The organism is Roseovarius carneus (assembly GCF_020141465.1).
GTDB lineage: Bacteria > Pseudomonadota > Alphaproteobacteria > Rhodobacterales > Rhodobacteraceae > Roseovarius > Roseovarius carneus.
In genome coordinates this window covers 59,538-82,094 of sequence record NZ_JAHSPD010000001.1, presented here as the reverse complement: position 1 = coordinate 82,094, position 22,557 = coordinate 59,538, and the positions used below count along the sequence as shown (strand labels likewise).

General features: G+C 58.7%; 26 protein-coding genes. 16 read left to right on the top strand and 10 right to left on the bottom strand.

Annotated elements, in window-relative coordinates; genetic code table 11:
- Positions 1-29: 29 nt before the first annotated feature.
- Both rpmB and KUD11_RS00445 read left to right on the top strand, forming a co-directional pair.
- Complete coding sequence (gene rpmB, locus KUD11_RS00450) at positions 30-335, top strand: 50S ribosomal protein L28 (RefSeq protein WP_109387571.1); 306 nt, start codon at positions 30-32, stop codon at positions 333-335.
- 135 nt (positions 336-470) lie between these two features.
- Positions 471-962: a copper chaperone PCu(A)C gene (locus KUD11_RS00445; protein WP_109387573.1), complete on the top strand. Its 492-nt coding sequence runs from the start codon at positions 471-473 to the stop codon at positions 960-962.
- Positions 963-1,235: 273 nt separating this feature from the next.
- Here the strand turns inward: KUD11_RS00445 and KUD11_RS00440 are convergent, their stop codons facing one another.
- Complete coding sequence (locus tag KUD11_RS00440) at positions 1,236-1,607, bottom strand: hypothetical protein (RefSeq protein WP_109387575.1); 372 nt, start codon at positions 1,605-1,607, stop codon at positions 1,236-1,238.
- Positions 1,608-1,808: 201 nt separating this feature from the next.
- Between KUD11_RS00440 and lepA the strand changes: the two genes are divergently transcribed.
- The 4 genes from lepA to KUD11_RS00420 all read left to right on the top strand — a co-directional run bounded on the left by lepA (position 1,809) and on the right by KUD11_RS00420 (position 5,189).
- Positions 1,809-3,608, top strand: a complete 1,800-nt coding sequence (gene lepA, locus KUD11_RS00435; RefSeq protein WP_109387577.1) for a translation elongation factor 4 — start codon at positions 1,809-1,811, stop codon at positions 3,606-3,608.
- A 92-nt stretch (positions 3,609-3,700) separates the two neighbouring features.
- The gene (locus tag KUD11_RS00430; RefSeq protein WP_146190874.1) at positions 3,701-4,336 is read left to right on the top strand and encodes a hypothetical protein; all 636 of its coding nucleotides are present in this window, start codon (positions 3,701-3,703) and stop codon (positions 4,334-4,336) included.
- A 253-nt stretch (positions 4,337-4,589) separates the two neighbouring features.
- Entirely contained in the window at positions 4,590-4,775 is a 186-nt protein-coding gene (locus KUD11_RS00425) for a CTP synthetase (protein ID WP_109387581.1), read from the top strand.
- A 132-nt stretch (positions 4,776-4,907) separates the two neighbouring features.
- A complete protein-coding gene (locus KUD11_RS00420) occupies positions 4,908-5,189 on the top strand; it encodes a hypothetical protein (RefSeq protein ID WP_181375334.1) in 282 nt (93 codons plus the stop codon).
- Between the two features lie 188 nt (positions 5,190-5,377).
- Here KUD11_RS00420 and KUD11_RS00415 read toward each other — a convergent pair whose 3' ends face one another.
- A complete protein-coding gene (locus KUD11_RS00415) occupies positions 5,378-5,584 on the bottom strand; it encodes a cold-shock protein (RefSeq protein ID WP_109387583.1) in 207 nt (68 codons plus the stop codon).
- A gap of 190 nt (positions 5,585-5,774) precedes the next feature.
- On the opposite strand from KUD11_RS00415, the gene KUD11_RS00410 reads away from it, so the two are divergent.
- On the top strand, positions 5,775-6,089 hold the full coding sequence (locus KUD11_RS00410) for an arsenate reductase family protein (protein ID WP_109387585.1): 315 nt from the start codon (positions 5,775-5,777) through the stop codon (positions 6,087-6,089).
- Between the two features lie 11 nt (positions 6,090-6,100).
- Here the strand turns inward: KUD11_RS00410 and KUD11_RS00405 are convergent, their stop codons facing one another.
- The 5 genes from KUD11_RS00405 to thrS all read right to left on the bottom strand — a co-directional run bounded on the left by KUD11_RS00405 (position 6,101) and on the right by thrS (position 10,836).
- Positions 6,101-6,661, bottom strand: a complete 561-nt coding sequence (locus KUD11_RS00405; protein ID WP_109387587.1) for a DoxX family membrane protein — start codon at positions 6,659-6,661, stop codon at positions 6,101-6,103.
- A complete protein-coding gene (locus KUD11_RS00400) occupies positions 6,661-7,416 on the bottom strand; it encodes an HvfC/BufC N-terminal domain-containing protein (RefSeq protein WP_109387589.1) in 756 nt (251 codons plus the stop codon). The genes KUD11_RS00405 and KUD11_RS00400 overlap by 1 nt, the downstream gene beginning before the upstream one ends.
- Positions 7,413-8,267: an MNIO family bufferin maturase gene (gene bufB, locus KUD11_RS00395; RefSeq protein WP_109387590.1), complete on the bottom strand. Its 855-nt coding sequence runs from the start codon at positions 8,265-8,267 to the stop codon at positions 7,413-7,415. Before bufB ends, KUD11_RS00400 begins: the two co-directional genes overlap by 4 nt.
- A 64-nt stretch (positions 8,268-8,331) precedes the next feature.
- Positions 8,332-8,619 (bottom strand): BufA1 family periplasmic bufferin-type metallophore, encoded by a 288-nt coding sequence (locus KUD11_RS00390; RefSeq protein ID WP_109387592.1) that lies wholly within the window; start codon positions 8,617-8,619, stop codon positions 8,332-8,334.
- Between the two features lie 270 nt (positions 8,620-8,889).
- Positions 8,890-10,836 (bottom strand): threonine--tRNA ligase, encoded by a 1,947-nt coding sequence (gene thrS, locus KUD11_RS00385; RefSeq protein WP_109387594.1) that lies wholly within the window; start codon positions 10,834-10,836, stop codon positions 8,890-8,892.
- Positions 10,837-11,108: 272 nt separating this feature from the next.
- On the opposite strand from thrS, the gene KUD11_RS00380 reads away from it, so the two are divergent.
- The 4 genes from KUD11_RS00380 to KUD11_RS00365 all read left to right on the top strand — a co-directional run bounded on the left by KUD11_RS00380 (position 11,109) and on the right by KUD11_RS00365 (position 13,620).
- The gene (locus tag KUD11_RS00380; protein ID WP_109387596.1) at positions 11,109-11,336 is read left to right on the top strand and encodes a hypothetical protein; all 228 of its coding nucleotides are present in this window, start codon (positions 11,109-11,111) and stop codon (positions 11,334-11,336) included.
- Positions 11,337-11,403: 67 nt separating this feature from the next.
- Positions 11,404-12,156, top strand: a complete 753-nt coding sequence (locus KUD11_RS00375) for an alpha/beta fold hydrolase (RefSeq protein WP_109387598.1) — start codon at positions 11,404-11,406, stop codon at positions 12,154-12,156.
- 75 nt (positions 12,157-12,231) lie between these two features.
- Entirely contained in the window at positions 12,232-12,846 is a 615-nt protein-coding gene (locus KUD11_RS00370) for a hypothetical protein (RefSeq protein ID WP_109387600.1), read from the top strand.
- A 63-nt stretch (positions 12,847-12,909) separates the two neighbouring features.
- Positions 12,910-13,620, top strand: a complete 711-nt coding sequence (locus tag KUD11_RS00365; RefSeq protein ID WP_109387602.1) for an alpha/beta fold hydrolase — start codon at positions 12,910-12,912, stop codon at positions 13,618-13,620.
- 55 nt (positions 13,621-13,675) lie between these two features.
- Here KUD11_RS00365 and phaZ read toward each other — a convergent pair whose 3' ends face one another.
- The gene (phaZ, locus tag KUD11_RS00360) at positions 13,676-14,962 is read right to left on the bottom strand and encodes a polyhydroxyalkanoate depolymerase (RefSeq protein WP_109387604.1); all 1,287 of its coding nucleotides are present in this window, start codon (positions 14,960-14,962) and stop codon (positions 13,676-13,678) included.
- Positions 14,963-15,065: 103 nt separating this feature from the next.
- Between phaZ and KUD11_RS00355 the strand changes: the two genes are divergently transcribed.
- The 4 genes from KUD11_RS00355 to KUD11_RS00340 all read left to right on the top strand — a co-directional run bounded on the left by KUD11_RS00355 (position 15,066) and on the right by KUD11_RS00340 (position 19,162).
- On the top strand, positions 15,066-16,871 hold the full coding sequence (locus KUD11_RS00355; RefSeq protein WP_109387606.1) for a PHA/PHB synthase family protein: 1,806 nt from the start codon (positions 15,066-15,068) through the stop codon (positions 16,869-16,871).
- Positions 16,872-17,001: 130 nt separating this feature from the next.
- On the top strand, positions 17,002-17,445 hold the full coding sequence (locus KUD11_RS00350; RefSeq protein WP_109387608.1) for a phasin, PhaP: 444 nt from the start codon (positions 17,002-17,004) through the stop codon (positions 17,443-17,445).
- 184 nt (positions 17,446-17,629) lie between these two features.
- The gene (phaR, locus tag KUD11_RS00345) at positions 17,630-18,193 is read left to right on the top strand and encodes a polyhydroxyalkanoate synthesis repressor PhaR (protein ID WP_109388436.1); all 564 of its coding nucleotides are present in this window, start codon (positions 17,630-17,632) and stop codon (positions 18,191-18,193) included.
- A 3-nt stretch (positions 18,194-18,196) separates the two neighbouring features.
- On the top strand, positions 18,197-19,162 hold the full coding sequence (locus KUD11_RS00340) for a LysR family transcriptional regulator (protein WP_109387610.1): 966 nt from the start codon (positions 18,197-18,199) through the stop codon (positions 19,160-19,162).
- A 15-nt stretch (positions 19,163-19,177) separates the two neighbouring features.
- Here the strand turns inward: KUD11_RS00340 and KUD11_RS00335 are convergent, their stop codons facing one another.
- Positions 19,178-20,398 carry a DegT/DnrJ/EryC1/StrS family aminotransferase gene (locus tag KUD11_RS00335; protein WP_109387612.1) on the bottom strand — a complete coding sequence of 407 codons (1,221 nt, stop codon included), beginning with the start codon at positions 20,396-20,398 and terminating at the stop codon, positions 19,178-19,180.
- A gap of 110 nt (positions 20,399-20,508) precedes the next feature.
- Positions 20,509-21,069, bottom strand: coding sequence for a cupin domain-containing protein (locus KUD11_RS00330; RefSeq protein ID WP_109387614.1), 561 nt, complete (start codon positions 21,067-21,069; stop codon positions 20,509-20,511).
- Positions 21,070-21,212: 143 nt separating this feature from the next.
- Between KUD11_RS00330 and KUD11_RS00325 the strand changes: the two genes are divergently transcribed.
- Complete coding sequence (locus tag KUD11_RS00325; protein WP_109387616.1) at positions 21,213-22,490, top strand: 4-aminobutyrate--2-oxoglutarate transaminase; 1,278 nt, start codon at positions 21,213-21,215, stop codon at positions 22,488-22,490.
- Positions 22,491-22,557: the final 67 nt, after the last annotated feature.

The window sequence follows — 22,557 nt, the reverse complement described above, 5'->3', positions numbered from 1 at the left end:
GCCTTGCATGAAAAGACGAGGATAACGCCATGTCGCGCCGCTGTGAACTTACGGGAGTTGGCCCGATGGTCGGGAACAACTCGAGCCACGCCAACAATAAAACCAAGCGTCGGTATCTGCCGAACCTGAACGATGTGACGCTGCAATCGGAAGCTTTGGGGCGTGGTGTGAAGCTGCGGATCACTGCGGCGGCCTTGCGCACTGTGGATCACCGTGGTGGCCTTGATGCGTTTCTCGCAAAATCCAAGGATACGGAGCTGTCGGCTAACGCGCTGAAGGTCAAAAAAGCGATATCCAAGATCGGTAATGCTGCTGCTCTGAGCGCCGACGCCTGATCATCCGGCCCTTACGGGACAGATTAGCAGCCCTGCCGGTTTCTCGGCGGGGCTGTTTTACGTTTTGGGGCTGGGCAATGAGGCCCTGCCATCCCATATAAGTCCCAGAGAATTTGGCAGATGAGGAGCCCCCCAATGATTTCTACACGTAACCTTATGGCTGGCCTCTTGGCCGCTTTTATCGCCGTGCCAGCCTTTGCTGCAGATATCAAAGTGATGGATGCCTATGCGCGCAGCGCGTCGCCGGGTGCCGTGACTGGCGCTGCGTTCATGCATGTTATGAATACTGGTGCGGAGGAAGACCGTCTCATCGCAGCCGCCTCGCCTGCGGCGGAGAAGGTGGAGCTTCACACTCATGAAGAAGACGCGAATGGCGTGATGCGGATGATACATGTCGAGGAGGGTTTTGTCCTTCCGGCGGGAGAGACGTTGATGTTGGAGCGCGGGGGCAAGCATGTGATGCTGATGGGGCTGACCGGGCCTCTGGCGCAGGATGACATGGTGGAGATCACGCTGACCTTCGAGCAGGCGGGCGAGATCAAGATCGAAGTGCCAGTGGATCTTGAGCGCCAAGGTGGCCATTCGATGGACCACGGCTCTGATCATGGCGCGAGTGACGGAAGCTAAGGCGGCGTCTGCGGCACTGATGGGTGTTTTGCGATTTTGCGAGGCGCGCTAGATCTCACGACTGATATACGCGATCCTGCGTGGTCGTTTTGTTGTCTTGCCGTGCCGGAGCGCGCTTCAGGCGGGTGCGAAAACGTTCGCGCTGCCTTGCAGCACGGCATATCACTCTACACGCGCTGTCGAGCAGACCGCCAAGCCGCTGTTTCTCAATCTAATTGGTGTGCCACCAACAGCCTTGATGGCCTCACCGCCGCTACCCCGTAGGTTGCGCGCTTAGCTGCAGGTGGCGCTGGCGCGTCTGCCGTATTCCACATACGCGTCCCAGAACACTTCGTCGCTGTTGCGGTCCGATTGCCGGATTTGCTGCGCTAGATGCGGGTCGGAGTAGAACTTCACGGCGCGGCGTTGCTGCGAGCTGGTCAGCGTCTGATCGGCCACGGCCTGAATGCAGCGGCAGAGTGGGCGGCTGCGTGCCTTGCGATCCGAGGTGAGGCAGGCCGTGCTGATCGGCCCTGTGGCCCGCGGCGCAGAGCGCGGAATGGAGGATGTGTTCGAGGACGCGCCCCGGTCAGTCATTTTGAAACGGTCGCCGCCACCGCAGCCCGCCAGCGTCAGGATCAATCCCGCAATCAGAAGGTTTTTCATCGCTCTTGCCTCATATCGACGGGTCTTTTGATGGGGTGATATCCCCCTTGCCCGCGCCATTTTGCCAATAGTGCCCCAGCCGTGGAGGTTTTTCAATTCAGAACATGTGTGTGGCCACACCGAAAGGGCCATCCCGCGGCCATGCGTCCCGGCACTCTATCGCGCTTGACCAACCCCCCAAAGCGCATCATATCCAAGCCCATGACAGACCTCGCACATATCCGGAACTTCTCCATCGTGGCGCATATTGACCACGGTAAATCCACGCTTGCCGATCGCCTGATCCAGCAGACCAACACGGTCGCGGAACGGGACATGAAGGAGCAAATGCTGGACAGTATGGACATTGAGCGTGAGCGTGGCATCACGATCAAGGCCCAGACGGTGCGCATCAACTATACCGCCCATAATGGCGAGGAGTATGTGCTCAACCTGATCGACACGCCCGGCCATGTGGATTTCGCCTATGAGGTTAGCCGCTCGATGCGCGCGGTTGAGGGCTCTCTTCTGGTGGTCGACAGCACGCAAGGCGTGGAGGCGCAGACGCTGGCCAATGTATATCATGCGATTGATGCGGATCATGAGATCGTGCCGGTGCTGAACAAGATTGACCTGCCCGCCAGCGAATGTGACCGCGTGGCCGAGCAGATCGAGGATGTGATCGGCATTGACGCAAGCGGTGCCATCCGGGTGAGCGCCAAGACCGGGGAAGGCATCACCGAGACGCTGGAATCGATCATCGCCAACCTGCCCGCCCCCAAGGGGGATCGCGACGCGCCGCTCAAGGCGATGCTGGTTGATAGCTGGTACGATTCCTATCTCGGCGTGATTGTCCTTGTGCGGATCATGGACGGCGTTCTGAAAAAGGGCGACCGGGTGCGGATGATGCAAAACGGGTCCGTCCATCAGGTGGACCGTATCGGCGTCTTCCGCCCTGCGATGACGGTGATCGACGAGCTTGGCCCCGGCGAGATCGGCTTCATCACAGCCTCGATAAAGCAGGTGCGCGACACCAAGGTGGGCGATACGATCACACATGACAAACGCTCCTGCGAAGCGCCCCTGCCGGGGTTCCAGCCTTCGGTGCCGGTGGTGTTCTGTGGGCTTTTCCCGGTGGACAGCTCGCAATTCGAGGACCTGCGCGACGCGATTGAGAAACTCGCGCTCAATGATGCGTCCTTCAGCTCGGAGATGGAAACATCTGCGGCGCTCGGGTTTGGCTTTCGGTGTGGTTTCTTGGGTCTTTTGCACCTTGAAGTGATCCGCGACCGGATCGAGCGTGAATACGATATCGAACTCATCACGACCGCGCCCTCGGTCATCTATCATATCTACCTGAAAGACGGCACGATGGAGCCGCTCCATAACCCCGCCGACATGCCCGACATGAGCACGGTGGACCATCTGGAGGAGCCGCGGATCAGGGCGACGATCCTGGTGCCAGATGAGTATCTGGGCGATGTGTTGAAGCTCTGCCAGGACCGGCGCGGGATTCAAGAGGATCTGACCTATGCAGGCAGCCGCGCGATGGTGGTCTATGATCTGCCGCTCAACGAGGTGGTGTTTGATTTCTACGACCGGCTGAAATCGGTGACCAAGGGCTATGCATCGTTCGATTATCAGATGGTGGGCTACCGCGAGGATCACCTCGTGAAAATGTCTGTTCTGGTGAATGATGAGCCGGTGGACGCGCTGTCGATGATGGTGCACCGCGACCGGGCCGAGCTGCGCGGGCGGGCGATGGTCGAAAAGCTCAAAGACCTCATCCCGCGCCACATGTTCAAGATCCCCATTCAGGCGGCAATCGGCGGGAAAGTCATTGCACGCGAGACATTGTCGGCGATGCGCAAAGACGTGACGGCGAAATGCTATGGCGGGGACGCGACCCGCAAGCGCAAACTGCTGGATAAGCAGAAGGCCGGGAAGAAGAAAATGCGCCAGTTTGGCAAAGTGGATATCCCGCAGGAGGCGTTTATTAGTGCGCTGAAGATGGACAGCTAAGCTGTTCGATTTTTAGGGCGGGTGCGGGTAAGTGATTGGCGTAGCCAATTGCGGCCGCACTTGGGCTGTATGTTATGTATAGGTGAACGTGGATGGCTAGAATTCGGCAAACTTTGGCCAGAATAGGGTCGGGAGCGGCGGCCATAGCTGCGCTATGTTGGTTGTTATGGCCTTCTGATTTAAAAGAGGTTTTATCAAATCCCGAGGCTATTTTTGCTTTTTCTACCCTTTTAGTGGTCTGGGTTTTTACCGAGTTTAAATTCAGTGAAGAAGTTCAACTTAGAGTATCAAGTCCAAATGATATTAGGGTGGCAAGAGATTTTATTAGGCTTCACTCAAACGAATTTAGATACTTGCTCAAAGATACGGATTTGTTCCAATTTGTTGACGCGAATCTATACTCTCAGGTCAACAATTTGCGACGCCGGCATGAAACAGGAAAATTAGAATTCCAGCATAAAGAGCTCAATGAAAAGCTCTCAGCCTTTGTCGCGGATCTTGAAGTATTAGGTCTGTTTGTCGCGCAGCATACCGTGCCAGAACTGATTGGTGGGGTTTTGAGAACAGGATTTAAGCCTTGCGAAACTGTCACACAAGAAGAGTATGATCAACTGATTACGTTGTCGCTGGAAGCCAATGACTTGGCATCAAAGGCGTGGGAGCGGTTGGATGCCTTAGTAGCCATGATTAAGAAAAGTGTGCCAGAAGCATTAGATATCGAGATTTAGGGATGCCTCCTAACGGCATCTTTGAATTTTGCGCTGGTCTTTTTCTTGGACCGTTATTGTAGCGATCTTACCAAGTGCCAAATCTCTGATTTGGCAGCGCCCGAACCGCCCCCACGGGGTGGGCGCTTTGCACCCACCCCTCGGTTCGGGCGCGGTGTGTTATCCTAACGTGCTTCCTCGCTGCAATCTGACCTAAATCAAAGCCGCTTCGCCTCGGGCCTGATAGCTGTGTGTCGAACCACAGGAGGCACATATGTTCTGGCTCACATTCACGTTGCATCTTTTCATCGGATCGACCCTTGCGGGCACGGCGATCATCGCGGCGCTGGTGATGGGATATGATACCGTATCCAACCTTTTGATCGCGGCGGGCGCAGGGTTTGTGCTGGCGGTCCCGGCGTCGGTGATGTTGGCCAAAACGCTGACGAAATTGCGCTGAGTATCGCGGTGTAGACGCGGCAGGGGAAGGGTTTGCACAGCGCGCAGAGGATAAGAAATTGACAGGTCCGCAGGCTTGTTTAGCATATCTGTCAATGATTGGTGGCACAGTAACAATATAATGAGGGACGCAATGCGCATTTTGACGACCATTTCCACCGGGATCGCCTTGGCGATGCTGAGCACAACACCCGCAGCGGCAGGTGATGCAAAGATCTATGACGTGCCGTCGCATGAGAATTTCTGCCCCACCGGGCTACAGCCTGTGACAATCTCGGGTGTGATCTGCTGCGGCGTGCCGAACCAGCATCAGACCTATCAACAGGTGATGCAGCATCCCACGCCCAAGAAAAAAGTTCACAAGCACTATTCTGCGCGGGCCCATTGCCCCGTTGGGACCAAAGGCTGCTCATAACGCGCAGCGCTTCAAAGACTTCAGGGCGTGCCAAAGGGCACGCCCTTTTTGTATCCGCCACAAGCATGACCGAGGCAGGGTTTCCCAGAAAAAATGCGTAAAATCCATTCCACCGGCGCCGCGATGTTTTGCGACCCGGAAAAACTTCCTACCCTTGCGCCGCAATCGTGCGACGTCAAAGAGCCCTGTCAGAGCAGCGTCAGATCCGACGCCATCTCCCGCCCATCACGGCCTTCCTGAAGCTCGTAGCTGACCTTCTGGTTATCCGCGAGGCCGGTCAGCCCCGAGCGTTCTACGGCCGAGATATGCACGAACACATCACTGCCGCCTTGGTCGGGTGCGATAAATCCGTACCCTTTGGTTGTATTGAACCACTTCACGGTGCCACTGGGCATGCCGCTTCTCCTTCTTGTCTTCGTCCCGGTCCAATTGCCGGTCATGCAGTTTTAGGTTTGCGCGTGGGCGGAGCCGCGCTTGAGTTGCACACCCAGCCTGCACTATTAAAGATTGCATGGAGTGTGTAAAAATCAAGTGAAAGCTTGTGCCGCCTTGTGCGGTGCAGGGGGCGCGAGGAAGGATGTTTTGATGGTTCTTTATGGTCTGAAAAACTGCGACACCTGCCGTAAGGCATTGAAAGCATTGCCGAGCGCGGAGCTGCGCGATGTCCGCGCCGATGGCGTGCCCGCAGATGTTCTTGCGCGGGCCTATGCTCAATTCGGCGACGATTTGCTGAATACGCGGTCAACCACGTGGCGGGGCCTCAGCGAGGCGGAGCGCGCCGGCGCGCCGTTGGACCTCATTGCGGCACATCCGGCGCTGATGAAGCGTCCACTTATCGATGCGGGTGGCACGCTTTATCTGGGGTGGGGCAAGGACGTGCAGGCAGCACTCACGGCCTAGTCACGCACGGGCTAGTCCTTGGTCGCCACGCGCTCTTTCAGGATGCGATCAAGCGACAGCGCGCCTGCGCCTTTGACCACCAGCACGAGGAGGAGGAAGACCCAGAGCACGCGCTGGTCCATGATCATCGAATCCGGTGCTTTGTCGAACCACGCGCCGACCGTTGCCGCCTCGGACGCCACACCGTGGCCGATGAGATCGGTGGCTGTCTGCACAGCAATAAAGCCGACCATGCCAAGCGCGGCAAGGCGTGTGAAAAGCCCGATGATGATCAGAATGGGCAAGATGAACTCAGCCCATGTGCCAGCCAGAACGACGATCGTGTGGAAGAAGGTAAGCTGGCTCGCGTCATAGCCAGCCGCTTCCATCGCGCGCGGGAAGATCTGCGCATAGGCCCCGAGCGATGGGCTGAAGAGCCCGAAAAATCCGTCGCCAAGCTTGGTCAGACCCGACACCCAAAAGTATATGAGAAAGATCGCGGCAAACAGGAAACGCGCCAGCAGGCTGAGCGCGCCATCCGCTTGATGAAGTCTCCCGAAGACGGAGTTATGCAGGGAAATCAGCGTATTCATTATATGTCTCCGGGGGTGATCTGGATGATGGCACGGCCTGTGATCAGGGCCGAGAGGGTTGGGGTCAGGTCGAAATCAGGGGCCTCGCTGGCGGCCTCAAAAGCGGTGCCAAAGGTTTGGCCCTCGGCCAGTGCGGCGATGAACGCAGCCCCGCCCGAGGGCAGGGGGGCGGCGACGGGATCAAACTGAGGACGCGTCACGAGGACGTCTTGCGCGCCGCCCGTGGGCTTGGGCGCGCCATCCTCCATATTATAAGCCCAGATCTGATGCACGGGCCACTCTGAGCGGATAAGGTGAAGTGCGGGCGCAAGCGTAAGATGCGCACCCATCAGGGCATCCGGTGCAAGGCTTTGCAAAAGTGCGGGGTCAATCGGGTCCGCATCTGCCGAATGATAGGATTCGCGCAAAGCCTGTTCCAGCCGTGCGACATCGGGGAGGTATCCCAGATGGTTGAGCTGCGAGAAACCCTCGATAAAGCCGGGCAGGGCGTCGCCATATTGGCTGATCATCGGGGCGGTTGGCGGATGCTGGCGCAAGAAGATGCCCATCAGCCCACGAAAATTCTCATCCCCGATCAGTTTGCGGATTGCTGGAAAGCTGACCTCCAGCGCCTCGGTCAGGCTGACGGCCACATTGTTGCGGTAGACAGAAAAACGCGGGCCCGCGGGGCGGCCCTGACCGTCGGTGAGGCCTTCGGGCACGGCTTTGGTATTGTCCAGAAGGGCCGCGCGAAAGGCGGATTGGGTGACGCTCACGCCGGGACCTGCGCCAACGCTTTTGCGGCGCGCTGCGCCTCAGCGGCAAGGACGGGCCATTCGGGCACATCGGCATCCCATTCAATCAGCAAAGGGCGCGGGCCGGAGCGTTCGAGCGTATATTCAAGCAGTGCCCAGACAGGGTCGGCGACCTCACACCCATGGCTGTCGATCAAAAGTGGTGCGCCGTGGTCTGCGTCATCCTCGTGATGCCCGCCAAGATGGATTTCCCCCACCTTATCAAGGGGAAAGGCATCAATATAGGCGCGTGGATCGAGCCTGAGATTGGTGGCGGAAATAAAGACGTTGTTCACATCAAGCAGCAAGCCGCATCCGGTCCGCGCAGAAAGCTCGGCCAGAAATGTTGTCTCCTCCAACGTGCTTTCCTCAAACGCGAGATAGCTCGATGGGTTCTCCAAGAGCATCGGGCGGCCAATCGCCTCTTGCAGCGCGTCGATGTGATCCGCCACGCGTGTGAGGGTTTCGGCGGTGTAGGGGAGGGGCAAAAGGTCATTCAAATAGGCGTTATCATGGCTGGACCACGCCAGGTGTTCTGAAAAGCTTGCGGGGTTCACCCAGTCGCAGAGCGTTTTGAGCCGGGCAAGGTGGTCGGGGTCAAGCGGGCCTTCGCCGCCAATGCTCAGGCCAACCCCGTGCACCGAGATCGCGAAGCGCTCGGAGAGGTGGCGTAGCTGTGCTATCGAGCGACCACCATCGCTCATGTAATTCTCGGCATGGATTTCCAGCCACTCTACCGGGGCAGGGTTGTCCATTATGGCCGAATAATGTTGGGGTTTGTATCCAACGCCCGGGCCGGGGGGCAGGGCGGAAAAGTGGCGGGCGTCCAACATGGCAGGCTCCGGGATTAAATAAAAAGGGTGCGCAAGGAGACCCCTGCGCACCCCTTATCATAATTTAGGACGGCAGGTCACGGTCCAGTGGCTCAAGCGAGCCCATGCGGTCGCCATCTTTGGACATGGTCACGCAGGTGCCCGCGTCAACAAGCTTCCAGGCGTTGCCCTGATAATCGACGGTCGAGGAGCCCGCACATGTGGTGCCAGCTCCTGCTTTGCAGTCGTTTTCGCCAGCAAGCGAGATACCGTAGCACTTTTCCTGATCCATGGCTTGGGCTGTGGTGGTTTGAGCGGCCAGAGCGGCTGTGACGGCGCCGGCGATTGCGACGGTTTTCATGATATTCGACATATTGGGTTTCTCCCGTTGGGTTCTTGTTTCAGATCGCCTGCTATTTTGACTGTGGGGCTATAGATGTCCCGACCAGCCTTTTGTGGCGATGAGGGAACCTTAGCGGGGAAAGGTAGTAGAACGCCAATCACAGGACTGTTAGACACGCGTGTGTCAAGGCCGCGTTATGAGGTGCTGAGACTGCGCCATTGAAAACATGGGGGAATTTCCCGGTTTGTGAGGGGTCTGCACGCAATCCTGCGCACTTCTCCGCCGCAAACCGGGCAAATGTTACAAAAGATCGGGCGGTGTTGATGAACGCGCGAGCTCAATTGTTACATCCTCAAGGCTGGCCATTGAGGTTTGTTTTTCGCCAAGGCGGCGCACAGACACGGTGCGGTCCTCCACTTCGCGCATCCCGCAGGCGAGGATCACGGGCACTTTGCCAACCGAGTGTTCGCGGACCTTATAGTTGATCTTCTCGTTGCGGATATCGGCTTCGGCCCGGATGCCTTGGGCACGCAAGGTGGCGACCACCTCGTTCACGTAATCATCTGCGTCCGATATGATGGAGGCGACGACAACCTGGCGCGGGGCCAGCCAGAACGGCAGCTTGCCCGCGTGTTCCTCGATCAAGATGCCGATGAACCGCTCAAATGACCCAAGCGTGGCACGGTGCAGCATCACGGGGCGGTGCTTCGCGCCATCCTCGGCGATATAGTTGGCGTCCAGACGCTCAGGCAGGACGAAATCCACCTGATGCGTGCCGCATTGCCAATCGCGCCCAATCGCGTCGGTTAGGACAAACTCCAGCTTGGGGCCATAAAACGCGCCCTCACCGGGATTAAGCTCAGGCTCGATCCCTGCCGCGCGCGTGGCACTCAGGAGCGCCGCCTCGGCCTTGTCCCATACCTCATCACTGCCCGAGCGTTTTTCAGGCCGGTCCGAGAATTTCACGTTGAAGTTTTCAAACCCAAGGTCCTTGTAGACCTCCGACAGGAAGCGGATGAACTCAGCCGTCTCCGCCTCAATCTGATCCTCGCGGCAGAAGATATGCCCATCGTCTTGGGTAAACCCGCGCACACGCATGATCCCGTGGAGCGCGCCCGATGGCTCATAGCGGTTGCACGACCCAAACTCGGCCATGCGCAGGGGCAGGTCGCGATAGGACTTCAAACCTTGGTTGAAAATCTGCACATGGCAGGGGCAGTTCATGGGTTTGAGCGCGTTCACAGCCTTTTCGCGGGCGTGATCTTCGTCGACCTCAACGATGAACATGTTCTCTTGGTACTTCTCCCAATGCCCCGAATCGACCCAGAGCTGGCGGTCCACCACTTGTGGCGTGTTCACCTCGACATAGCCGCCCGCGCGTTGCTTGCGGCGCACGTAATCCTGCAAAAGCGTGTAGATGGTCCAGCCATTGGGGTGCCAGAAAATCTGGCCGCGCGCCTCTTCTTGCATGTGAAAGAGGTCCATCTCGCGGCCCAGCTTGCGGTGATCGCGTTTCGCGGCCTCCTCCAGCATATTCATATGTGCCTTGAACTTTTCCTTGGAGGTAAACGCCACGCCATAGATGCGTTGTAGCATTTGGCGGCTGCTGTCACCGCGCCAATAGGCCCCCGCGATGCTCATCAGCTTGAACGCGTCCGCAGGCAGCTGTCCGGTATGTTGCAGGTGCGGACCACGGCAGAGATCCTGCCACTCGCCATGCCAATACATGCGCAGCGGCTCATCGCCGGGAATCGCCTCGATCAGCTCCACTTTGAAGGGCTCGCCCGCGTCCTCATAATGCTTCACTGCGCGCGCACGGTCCCAGATTTCGGTGCGCACGGGGTCGCGCAGGTTGATAATCTCGCGCATTTTCTTCTCGATGGTGGCGAGGTCCTCGGGAGAAAACGCCTCTGCGCGGTCGAAATCGTAATACCAACCGTCCTTGATCACGGGGCCGATTGTGACCTTCACATCGGGCCAGATTTCCTGCACCGCGCGGGCCATCACATGGGCCAGATCGTGGCGCACAAGCTCATTGGCCTGCTCTTCGTCGGCCATGGTGTGGATGGCGATCTGTGCGTCGGCTTTGATGGGCCATTGTAGGTCCCAGTGCTGGCCGTCCACTGTGGCGGAAATAGCTTTCTTGCTCAAAGACTTGGAGATGTCGGCGGCAACCTCAAAAGGGGTCACGCCGGGCGCGAAACTGCGCGCATTGCCATCGGGAAAGGTGAGAGAGATTTGGGCCATTTGTGGCGCTCCTCGTCGGTTTGGCGCCTACAGGTGCGCCCGGTTGCGGGTGAGCGCTCTGTTTGGCTGCGCGGGCGGTGCAAGTCAAGCCGTCACGGACCGATAACTGCCTTACCGTGTGCAATTGCATGCGGTCCATTGTGTGCATTTGTATGCGAACGCATATGTAACTATTTGACGCACAACGATTTTTATCTTGGAAAGCGCGAACGGGTAGGCTAGGACTACCCATCAGAGCGGTTCACTGCGGACCGGGTAAAAGGAGCGATGATATGCCTAAGTTTAATTCAAATATTGAGCTTTCGATCGAGGACATGGACCTGATCGAGGCCGCGTTGCGCCAAACCAAAGCGGAACTGAGCAGCCAGCTTATTCAAGCGGAAGCGCCGACAAACGAGATCGAGCCGGAGCGCCGGGTGCGCAAGATCCACAACCTTCTGGGCCGTCTGCACAATCAAAAGGTCTTTTATCGTCCGTCCAACACCTACGTGGGTGGTTGATCCGGCTGTCTTGCCAATCGGCGCGCATTACGGGAGGGTAATGCGCGTAGGGATTTAGGGGCAGGGCATGAGCGAGATCAGTTTTCTTGAAACCCAGACGGGTAGGCAGATTGCCTATCACCAGACGCCGGGCACATCGCCCGGCGTTATGTTTTTGGGCGGTTTCAAGTCCGACATGAATGGAACAAAGGCCGTCGCACTTGAGACTTGGGCGCGGCGCACCGGGCGCGGTTTTGTCCGGTTTGACTATTCCGGGCACGGCGCGTCCTCGGAGGCTTTCACGGATGGTTGTATCGGAGATTGGGCCGCGGATGCGGGCGCGGTCTTGGATATGTTGGAGGGGCCGCAGCTTCTGGTGGGGTCCTCCATGGGCGGCTGGATCGCCCTCTTGCTGGCGCGCGCACAGCCTGAACGGTTGGCAGGGCTTGTGACCATCGCGGCGGCCCCTGATTTCACCGAAGATAGCATGTGGGCGGGCTTTGACGTGGCCCAACGTGCAGCCCTTGAGGCGGACGGGCAGGTCAGCCTGCCCAGCGATTATGATGAGCCCTATATTATCACGCGGCGGCTCATTGAAGACGGGCGGGATCACCTGGTTCTGCGCAGCCCGCTGCAATTGCCCTTTCCTGTTCGATTTCTACAAGGCACCGCAGATGCAGATGTGGATAAGTCGGTAGCCTTGCGGCTTTTGGAACACTCTGAGGGGGCGGACATGCGGCTTACTCTGGTTGACGGGGCGGACCATCGTTTCTCCGATGAGGGCTGCCTTAAGTTGATTGAAGCGGCTGTGACAGAGGCTCTGGAGCTTTCAAAAACATAGCTGAAACAATCACCTATATGTCAAGGTTGATTAAAAAATGACTAAAGGGGCAGCATCGTGAAGCGACCAGCTAGCATGAGATCGCTCGAAGATCTTGGGCGGGTCCGGCTGTCCAAACACTTCTTCATGCGCGATTTTCTTTATTCCGAGATTGGCAACATACATTGCCTTCAAAACGTTCCTGAAAACCCTGATATAGCAATCAAAAATGGCAGAGGCCTTTGTGAAAACCTGCTTGATCCGTTGGAAGAGACCTTTGGCCGGATCGCCATACGGTCGGCCTATCGCAGCCCAGACCTCAACCGGTTTGGCAACGAAAACGGCCTGAACTGCGCGCGCAACGAGGCCAATTACGGCCACCATATCTGGGATATGGGTGGCCCCGAAGTACAGGGTGCTTGCGCGTCCATCGCTATCCCGTGGTTCGCAGACCGCTATGCCGAGGGGCGCGATTGGCGCGATCTGGCGTGGTGGATCCATGACCATCTGCCCTATTCCGAGATGTGGTTTTTCCCCAAGCTCGCGGCGTTGAACCTGACATGGCGCGTGCGTCCTCAGCGCACGATCTCCAGCTATATCGCGCCCAAGGGCAAGCTGTTGGTGGCTGGGGCCGAGCCGTCTGAAAAACAGGCGGAGCGGCGCGCAAGATATGCCGATTTTCCGCCTTTCCGGGGCATCGCCTACCCATGAGCGGTTGACCCGAGGGGGCGCTGTGCCAAGGTGGCGCCGGGCAGTTATGAAGGAAAAGCCGCGATGAACGAGCCATTGGTATTTGTGCCGGGCATCATGTGTGATGCGCGGGTGTTTGGCCCGCAGCTTGCGGCGTTCAGCCCGCATCACGCCGTCACGATCGCGCCAATCACCCAAGGCGAGCGGGTGGAGGAGATCGCCTCGGGCTTGCTGGATGTGCTGCCGCGCCGCTTCGCGCTGGTTGGACATGCGCTCGGGGGGATTGTGGCGATGGAAATCCTGCGCCGCGCGCCCGACCGGGTGGGGCGGATCGCGTTGATGAACACGAATGCCTTTGCCGAGACCCCGCACAGCGCGGCGGATCTGGAGCCGCTGATTATCAAGCTTCGCTCGGGCAGTGTGGAGGGTTTTGCGCAAGGCATGTTGCCGGCCGAGCATCTTGCCCCCGGCCCGATGCGCGCGGAAATCATCGCATTGGTGACCGATATGGCCGATCATCTGGGCTCTGACACTTTGCTCCGGCAGGTGCGGGCGCAACAACGCAGGCGCGATTATCAGGCGGTTCTGCGCCGCTGCAAGACGCCCGCCTTGGTGCTCTGCGGCGAACATGGCGGTCCTGCACCGATCAAGCGCAACTCGTTTCTGGCTGATCTGATTCCCTACGCACAGCTCAGCGTGATCGAAGCGGCGGGTCATCTACCGATGCTGGAGCAACCAGACGCCACGACCGAGGCTTTGCGCATCTGGCTCAAACAGCCGCTCATGCTGCAATAACGCAAAGCGGCTCGGAGTTTCCCGAGCCGCCTAGGTGCATATCTGCAAGATTATATCAAGCTGCGTTCTTGTTTGCGGGCTTTTTCCTGCTCGCCTTCTTGGCGGATATCGGGCCGCTATTGGCGTCCATGAAATCCAGAACCAGAGGGCGGATATTTTCGCGCCAGCTGCGCCCGGCGAAGATGCCGTAATGGCCCGCGCCATCCTCAACATGGCTCGCCTTTTTGGAATCGGGGAGGCCCGTGCAAAGATCAAGCGCCGCAATACACTGGCCCGGCGCCGAGATGTCATCCTTTGAGCCTTCGACGGTTTTCACCGCGACACTGGTGATCTTGCCCATATCAACCTGATGGCCGTTCACGACAAATTCGTTCTTCGCGACTTCGCGCCCTTTGAAAATACGCTCAACCGTGGAGAGGTAGAACTCGGCAGGCATGTCCATCACGGAGAGGTATTCGTCGTAGAACCGGTTGTGACGGTCATTATCGCTCGCTTCGCCGCGCGCGACGCGTCCGATCTGATCCATGAACGCTTTTGTGTGCATCTCAGAATTCATCGAGATGAAGGAGCTGAGCTGCAAAAGGCCGGGGTAGACCAAGCGACCCACGCCGGGATATTTGAAGCCCACGCGCTGAATCATCGTCTCTTCGAGCTGTCCCATCGTCACGCGGCGGCCAAAGTCAGTCACATCCGTGGGCGCGGCGTCAGGATCAACAGGCCCACCAATGAGGGTAAGCGAGCGTGGTTGTGCCTCTGGCTCAAGCTCTGCCAGATAGGCGGTTGCGGCCAGCGCCAGTGGGGCGGGCTGACAGACGGCGATCACATGGGTGTCCGGCCCCATCGCGCGCATGAATTCCATCAGATAAAGGGTGTAATCCTCAACGTCGAACTTTCCCGCGCTTACGGGAATGTCGCGTGCATTGTGCCAGTCGGTCACATAGACCTCGCAATGTACCAACAGGCTTTTGACAGTCGAGCGCAGCAGCGTGGCATAGTGTCCGGACATGGGCGCTACCAAGAGAATCCGTCGCTTCATGGGCTTGCGGCCCGGTACCGAGAAATGGATGAGATCGCCAAAGGGACGCTCCACCACTTTATCAATGCTTACCAGATGGTCGCGGCCATCTTCGCAGGTGAAGGTGCGGATGCCCCAATCGGGCTTGGCTGACATGCGCTGGAACGTGCGCTCCGTCACTTCGCCCCATGCGGCCATCATCTGAAATGCGGGGTTGGGTGTTAGGCTGAAAATCGGGTATGATGCAAAGGAGAGGGCGGTTGCGCCCATCCATTGATTGGCGTTGCGGAGGCTTTCCATCAGGTCGTAAGTGGCCATATAGCGCATTGTCGTCTCCTTGGGGCATTTGCCCGGCTTTATCGCCGCACTGTCCCTCCCGACGACACGACTTTATGCTGCATAGCAGAAAACGTATTGGGAAAACAATAAAATGGCAACGCAACACGATGATGCGCCAGAAAATTTGGAAAAGATGAACGCCAATCTGGCGCGTGTTGAAGAGCTATCCCAGCGGCTGATCCAGGCTCTTGCCGCCAAGAATAACCCCGCCAACCCCACCCTGAACGGGCCGGGGCAGGACCTTTTTGCCAAGGCAGCCCTTTCGTATTGGAACGAGGCGCTGGAGAACCCCGGCAAGATTTACGAAACGCAGCTTGAGTATTGGGGCAAATCGGTGCGCCACTTCATGGAAGCGCAACAAATGCTGCTGACCGGATCGCATGCTGAGGCACCGATTGAGGCCAAGAACGCACTGCCCGACAAACGGTTCTCCAACCCGCTTTGGGAGACCAACCCATATTTCAGCTATGTCAAAGAGCAGTATTTTCTGAACGCCGAAGCGATCCGGGCCGCGGCGGATGAGGTCGAGGGGCTGAACGCCAAGGACAAGCGCCGCCTTGCGTTTTTCTCGCAACAGATCGTCGATATGATGTCGCCGACCAACTTTCTGGGCACGAACCCCGATGCGTTGGAGCGCGCGGTGGAGACTGAGGGCGAATCGCTGGTGAAGGGTCTGGAGAACCTGATCTCGGATCTGGAGGCGAATAACGGCGAGATGATCGTGCGCCTTGCGGATGAGGCGGCGTTTGAGCTGGGCGGCAACATCGCCACGACGCCGGGCGATGTCGTCTTTCGCAACGAGATGATGGAGCTGATCCAATACGCCCCGGCCACCGATGAGGTCCACGCGATCCCCATCGTGATGTTTCCGCCCTGGATCAACAAATTCTACATTCTCGACCTCACGGCGCAAAACAGCATGATCAAGTGGATCACCGAGCAGGGCTATACGCTCTTTGTGGTGTCTTGGGTCAACCCCGACAAATCCCATGCAGATGTCGGGATGGAAGATTACATCATAGATGGTTACCTCAAGGCGTTTGAGGTGACCAAGGCAATCACGGGCCAGAAGCAGGTCAACGCCGTGGGCTATTGCATCGCGGGCACGACGCTTTGTCTGACGCTCGCCCTGATGAAGGCGCGTGGCGACAAGAGCGTGAAGTCCGCGACACTCTTCACTGCGCTCACAGATTTTTCCGAGCAGGGAGAGTTCACGCCCTTCCTGCAAAATGATTTCATCGACGGGATTGAGGCCGAAGTGGCCGAGCAGGGCATTCTGCGCTCCTTCATCATGGGCCGCACGATGAGCTATCTGCGCTCCAAAGACCTGATCTATTCGCCCGCCATCCGCAGCTATATGCTGGGCGAGGCACCACCTGCCTTCGATCTGCTCTATTGGAACGGCGATGGCGCAAACCTTCCGGGGCGCATGACGACGCAGTATTTGCGCGGCCTTTGCCAGCAAAACGCCTTTGCCGAAGATGGGTTTGAGCTTTTGGACACGTGTCTGAAGCTCTCGGATGTGGATGTGCCGCTCTTGGCGGTGACCTGTCAGACCGACCATATTGCGGCGTGGAAGGATTGTTTTCGCGGTGTGCAAAAGATGGGGGCGAAGGACCGGACGTTTATCCTCTCGGAATCGGGCCATATCGCGGGCATCGTCAACCCACCCTCCAAGAAGAAATACGGCCACTATACCAATGCCGATCTAGCGGGCAGCGCAGATGCGTGGCTTGAGGGTGCTGCGCGGCACGACGGAAGCTGGTGGCCGCGCTGGGAGGTATGGTTGCGCAAACGCTCGGGCAAGATGGTTCCGGCGCGTATTCCAGGCGATTCGGAGTATAAATCCCTTGAGCCTGCGCCCGGATCTTATGTGCGGGTCAAGGCAAGCACCTGATTCCAAGCCAGATTTGGGCTTATGCCGCAGTGCAGCATAAATGACTTGATTTTCTGCACTGCGGCATACATATTGTTTGCAGTTGCAGAAACAGCGGACCAACCCGCTCAGATCCGGAAGGGCAAAGAAAATGGCTAAAGCACAAGATATGAACGCCGTCATGAAAGACATCATGGGCGCATTCCCCGTCGACACCAAATCCATGGAAGACGCTTTCAAGAGCCATGCTGCTCTGAACGAAAAGCTCTCCGGCGTTGCTCTGTCCGCTGCTGAGAAATCCGCAGAAATTTCCAGCGTCTGGGCCAAAACCACATTGGCAAAAATGTCGGACATGGCCAAAGCGAAAGCCGATCCCGCCGATTACGCCAAAGCGATGACAGATTTTGCATCCGCCAACGCCGAAGTCGCCGCCGAGAACATGGCCGCCTTCGCCGAAGTGGCGAAAAAAGTGCAGATGGAAACAGTTGAGCTGATGATGGCCGCTGGCAAAGACATGCAAGAAGACGCATCCAAAGCCGTCAAGAAAGCCACAGACGACCTGACCGCCGCCGCGAAAAAAGCAGGCGTGAAATAAGCAGATCAGTTAGCACCGCCTGTCCCTCCCGATAGCGCTGCGTGAGACTGCGGAAGGCGAGCCATTGCGGCTCGCCTTTTTTCGTCCTTGCGCCCGCCAAGCCATGGCATCCGCGCGCCCTTTCTTTTTGGCGCACATGCAGCTAGGGTTTGCTGCACCGCTGCATTTCCGAGGAGGGACCTCCGTGGCTGACCCCATAAAACCGTTGCTGATCAAGCGCTATGCGAGCCGGCGTCTGTATAATACCGAGACCTCCGATTACGTCACGCTGGAAGATATCAGCCAGTTCATCCGCGATGGCCGCGAGGTACAGATCATTGATCTGAAATCCGGCGATGACCTTACGCGGCAATACCTTTTGCAAATCATCGCCGAGCATGAAAGCCGTGGTGAAAGCGTGCTGCCGACCAATGTGCTCAACGATCTGGTGCGCAGCTACACGACCCAAGCCACGTCCGTGGTACCCGAATTTCTCGCCGCCAGCTTCGAGATGCTGCGCGATGGGCAATCCAAAATGCTGGACAACATGACAAAGGCCAATCCGATGTCGGCCATGCCGGGCATGGAGGCGATGCGCGCGCAACAAGAGGCGTTCATGAAGGCGATGACGGGCAGCATTCCCGGCATTATGCCCACGAAAGCCGACGACGAGCCGGCTGAAAAACCGAAGCCCGCCGATGAAAACCTCGACGAGATCAAGGCCCAACTGGCGGAGCTTCAGCGCAAATTGTCCACACTGGGCAAGTAGGCCATGGTCGACAGTCCGGGCCGGATCACCCTGTGGGGGATCGAGGTGTTCATGGCCGCCGCCGATGAACGCTCGATCAGTGCCGCCGCCCGCCGCCTTGGGGCCAGCCCCTCTACGATCAGTCAGCAATTGACCAATCTGGAGACCGCTATTGGCGCGACATTGCTGGAGCGCAGTGCCCGCCCCATCCGCCTGACCCGCGCGGGCGAGATCATGCACCGCCGCGCGCAGACCATTCTCAACGAGGCGGCTCAGGCCCGCGCTGAGATGGCGATGCAGGACCTGTCGGTGCTCACCCGCTTCCGCCTCGGCATGATCGAGGATTTTGAGGCTGACGTGACGCCCCAATTGCTGACCCACATGGCTGGGCGTCTCAAGACCTGCCAGTTCCTTCTGGAAACCGGGGCGAGCCACACGCTCTATGATTTGCTGGACGCCCGCGCGCTCGATGTCATTGTCGCAGCCGAGCTGGGCGGGGAGGCGGATTGGACCGAAGTGCACCCTCTTTTGCGCGAGGGCTTTGTCGTGGCCGCTCCCAAAGGGCAGATTGACCCCAATTCAGACCTGCTGACGCAGCTCAAGACCCTGCCGCTTATCCAATATACGCAGCGGCATTATATGGGCCGGATGCTCACGGCACATCTGGCGCGGCAAAACCTCTCGATCCCCTTCCGGTTCGAGATTGACAGCTATCACGCAATCCTTGCCTTGGTTGGCCAAGGCACAGGGTGGAGCATTCTTACGCCGCTGGCTTTGCGCCGGGCGCGCCGTTTTGCCGATCAGATTGATGTGCTGCCATTGCCCGGCGCGCCGCTCAGCCGCACGATCAGCCTCAAGGCGCGCAAAGGCATCTTGCAAGACATGCCCGCCGAGGTGGCGGCCACGCTCAAACCCATCCTGCAAAGCGCCATCGTGGACCCGGCGATTGACCGGCATCCCTTCATAGCGGCGGACCTCACGGTCCTCTGATCAGGTCAGGCCAGTTCAGGTCCCATAAACGCGCTTGGGTCCGGTCACGTCGGTGATCGCGTCCAGAATGGCCCCCGCAATCACGTCCAGCTCAGCGCGCTTGAGGCGCGCGGGCAGGCGGGTGTCGCAGGCCATGCGCAGCATCGCGCGCGTTTTGGGAAGCTCCGGGATGCCGCCCGGCAGGAAGTTCCAGTTCCAGAACGCGCGTGCGTTGTCTTGGCTCAGCCCGAAGACCTGCACCTTGACGCCACGCTCTGCCGCTGCATCCGCAAAGGCGCGCGTGTCGGCGTCGCTCATGCCCACAAGGTTGAACTGAATGGAATCGGGCGCGCGCAGCTCACCGGGGAGGGACGCAGGCACATCGAGCCAAGGGCATTCGTTGAGCAACCCGGCCACGTAATCATGGTTCGCACGCCCATCGGCCACGCGCCGTGGCACCTCGGCCAATTGGGGGCGGATGATCGCCGCGCTGAGGTTGTTCAGGCGCAAATTATAGAGGGGTAGCATGTTCTGATGCGTGGCAAAGGCTGCCTCAAGCGCCACATCCGCGCCGCTCATATGCTTGGCCCAGTTATGCTCATATGCGCCCGACATGATCACCGCGCGCGCCACCAGATCCGCGTCATCAGTGATCAAAATCCCGCCCTCACCGGCATTGACCAGCTTGTAGGATTGAAAGCTGAAACAGCCGACCTTGCCGATTGTGCCGATCTTGCGTCCGTGCCATTCGGTCCCGAGGGAATGGGCCGCATCCTCGATCACCGGCAGGCCGCGCGCCTCGCAAAGCGCCATAATAGCGTCCATATCCGAGGTATGACCGCGCATGTGGCTGATAATCACCGCCTGCACATCGTCGAGCTTGGCTTCAAAATCTGCCAGATCAATGCGGTAATTCTCGCCCACCTCGCACAAAACAGGAATGCAATCGGCATGAACGATTGATGATGGCACGGCGGCGAAGGTGAAGCCGGGGATCATCACACGCGCATCGCGCGGCAGGCCCAAAGCCTTGATCGACAAGAACAAAGCCGCCGAGCAGCTGGAGACCGCCAGTGCATAGCGCGTGCCCATCATCGCGGCGAATTCCCGCTCCAGAAGGGCCACAGGCGCGTCCTGAGGGGCTGTGTAACGGAAAAGGTCGCCCGATTGCAGCATTGCCTCAACGGCGGCGCGGGCCGCTTCGGGGATGGGTTCTGCGTCATAGGTATTGGGGGTCAGAGCGGCGTGTGGGGACATAAAATTCACCTTTTCCGAAATCTATTTTCGGGATTATTTAAAACATCCCACCACACCACACCAGAAAAATCTTTCGCAGCGCTTACTTTCGGCGCTCTTAAACCCAAGCGCTAAAATGTGGGCGGCGTGCAGGCGCTGATCACCTCGCAGGGCTCCGGGCCGACCTGGCGAAACCTGTGCGGCTGGCGGCTGTCGAAATAATACGCATCGCCGGGGCCAAGCACTTTGCGCGCGTCGCCCACCCAGACCTCGACCCGGCCCGAGACAACGATACCGCCCTCTTCGGCCTCATGGCCATACATCACGCGGCCGGTGTCTGCACCGGGCTGATAGGTCTCCTTGAGAATCATCATCGCGCGGCCCACAAGGCTGTTGCCGACTTGCTTGAGCGATAGCCCCGTCTTCCCGATCTCGGTCAGTTCCTCCGCGGCGTAGAATACTTTGCGCTCAGGCTCGGGCGAGAAGGCGAAGAAATCCGACATGCCCACGGGCACCCCTTCGAGGATGCGTTTGAGCGCCCCCACCGACGGGTTCACCTTGCCGGCCTCGATCAGCGAGATCGTGGAGTTGGGGACGCCTGAGCGCTTTGCGAGGGCGCGTTGCGACAGGCCTGCCCGCTCGCGCACAGCGCGCAGGCGCAGGCCCAGGTCATCGTCATCTTTGTTCGCCATGTTCAATCCTTTGAACGTTTATGTTCAGTATCTTGATATTTCAACAACTTGCCCTGTGCAAGAAATCGTCTTTTTAGGTTCGGCATTCCGGCGTATGCTGGGATAGCAAACCCCGGCCTGCTTGCCGCACAAGGATTACCGATATGTTGAACGCCGAAATCGCAGAACGCCGCACCCACGCTATCAGCCAAGGTGTTGGCATGATGACCCAGATCTATGTGGACCACGCCAAGAACGCCGAAGTGTGGGACGTGGAGGGCAATCGCTATATCGATTTTGCCGCCGGTATTGCTGTGGTCAACACCGGCCATTGCCACCCCAAGGTGATGGCCGCCGTGGCAGAGCAGGCAACGCGCTTCACCCACACTTGCCATCAGGTGATGCCTTACGAGAATTACATCCGTCTGGCCGAGCGTCTGAACGAGAAGGTTCCCGGCGATTTCGAGAAAAAAACCGTGTTTGTCACAACCGGCGCCGAGGCCGTGGAGAACGCGATCAAGGTCGCGCGCGTGGCCACGGGCCGCCCTGCTGTCATTGCCTTCGGCGGCGCGTTCCATGGCCGGACCTTCATGGGCATGTCCCTGACCGGCAAGGTCGCGCCCTATAAAAAGGGTTTCGGCGCGATGATGCCGGATGTCTACCACGTGCCCTTCCCGGTGGAATTGCATGGCACGACGCCCGATCATGCGATGGGCGCGCTGGAGAAGCTCTTCAAGGCCGATCTGGACCCCGACCGCGTGGCCGCCATCATCATTGAGCCCGTGCAGGGCGAGGGTGGCTTCTATCCCGCACCTGTGGAGCTGATGCGCGGGTTGCGCAAGCTGTGTGATGCGCATGGGATCGTTCTGATCGCGGATGAGGTGCAGACAGGCTTTGCGCGCACCGGGCATCTTTTTGCGATGGAAGGCTATGACGTCTGCGCGGATATCACCACGATGGCCAAGGGCCTGGCCGGTGGTCTGCCGCTTGCCGCCCTCACAGGGCGCGCCGATCTGATGGATGCGGCCATGCCAGGCGGTCTGGGCGGCACATATGGCGGCAATCCTCTGGGGATCGCTGCGGCCAACGCCGTGCTGGATGTGATCGAGGAAGAGGACCTTTGCAACCGCGCCAATGAGCTTGGCTCTCGTCTGCGCCAGCGGCTGGAGCAGATCCGCGCCCACACGCCCGAGATGGTCGATGTGCGCGGACCGGGCTTCATGGTCGCGGCGGAGTTCAACACCCCCTCCGGCGACGCGCCCAACTCCGATATGGTCAACCGCATCCGCGCCGAGGGTCTCAAGCGCGGGCTCGTGCTGCTGTCATGCGGTGTCTATGGCAACGTGATCCGCTTCCTTGCGCCGATCACTATCCCGGACGAAGTGTTTGCCGAAGGTCTTGATATCCTTGAGGAAAGCATCAAGGCCGCGCAAGCCGCCTGATTGTCTCCACGCCGCAATAAGGCCCCGCAGCGCAGGTTGCGGGGCCTTTTTCGTCTCCACCCTTGCA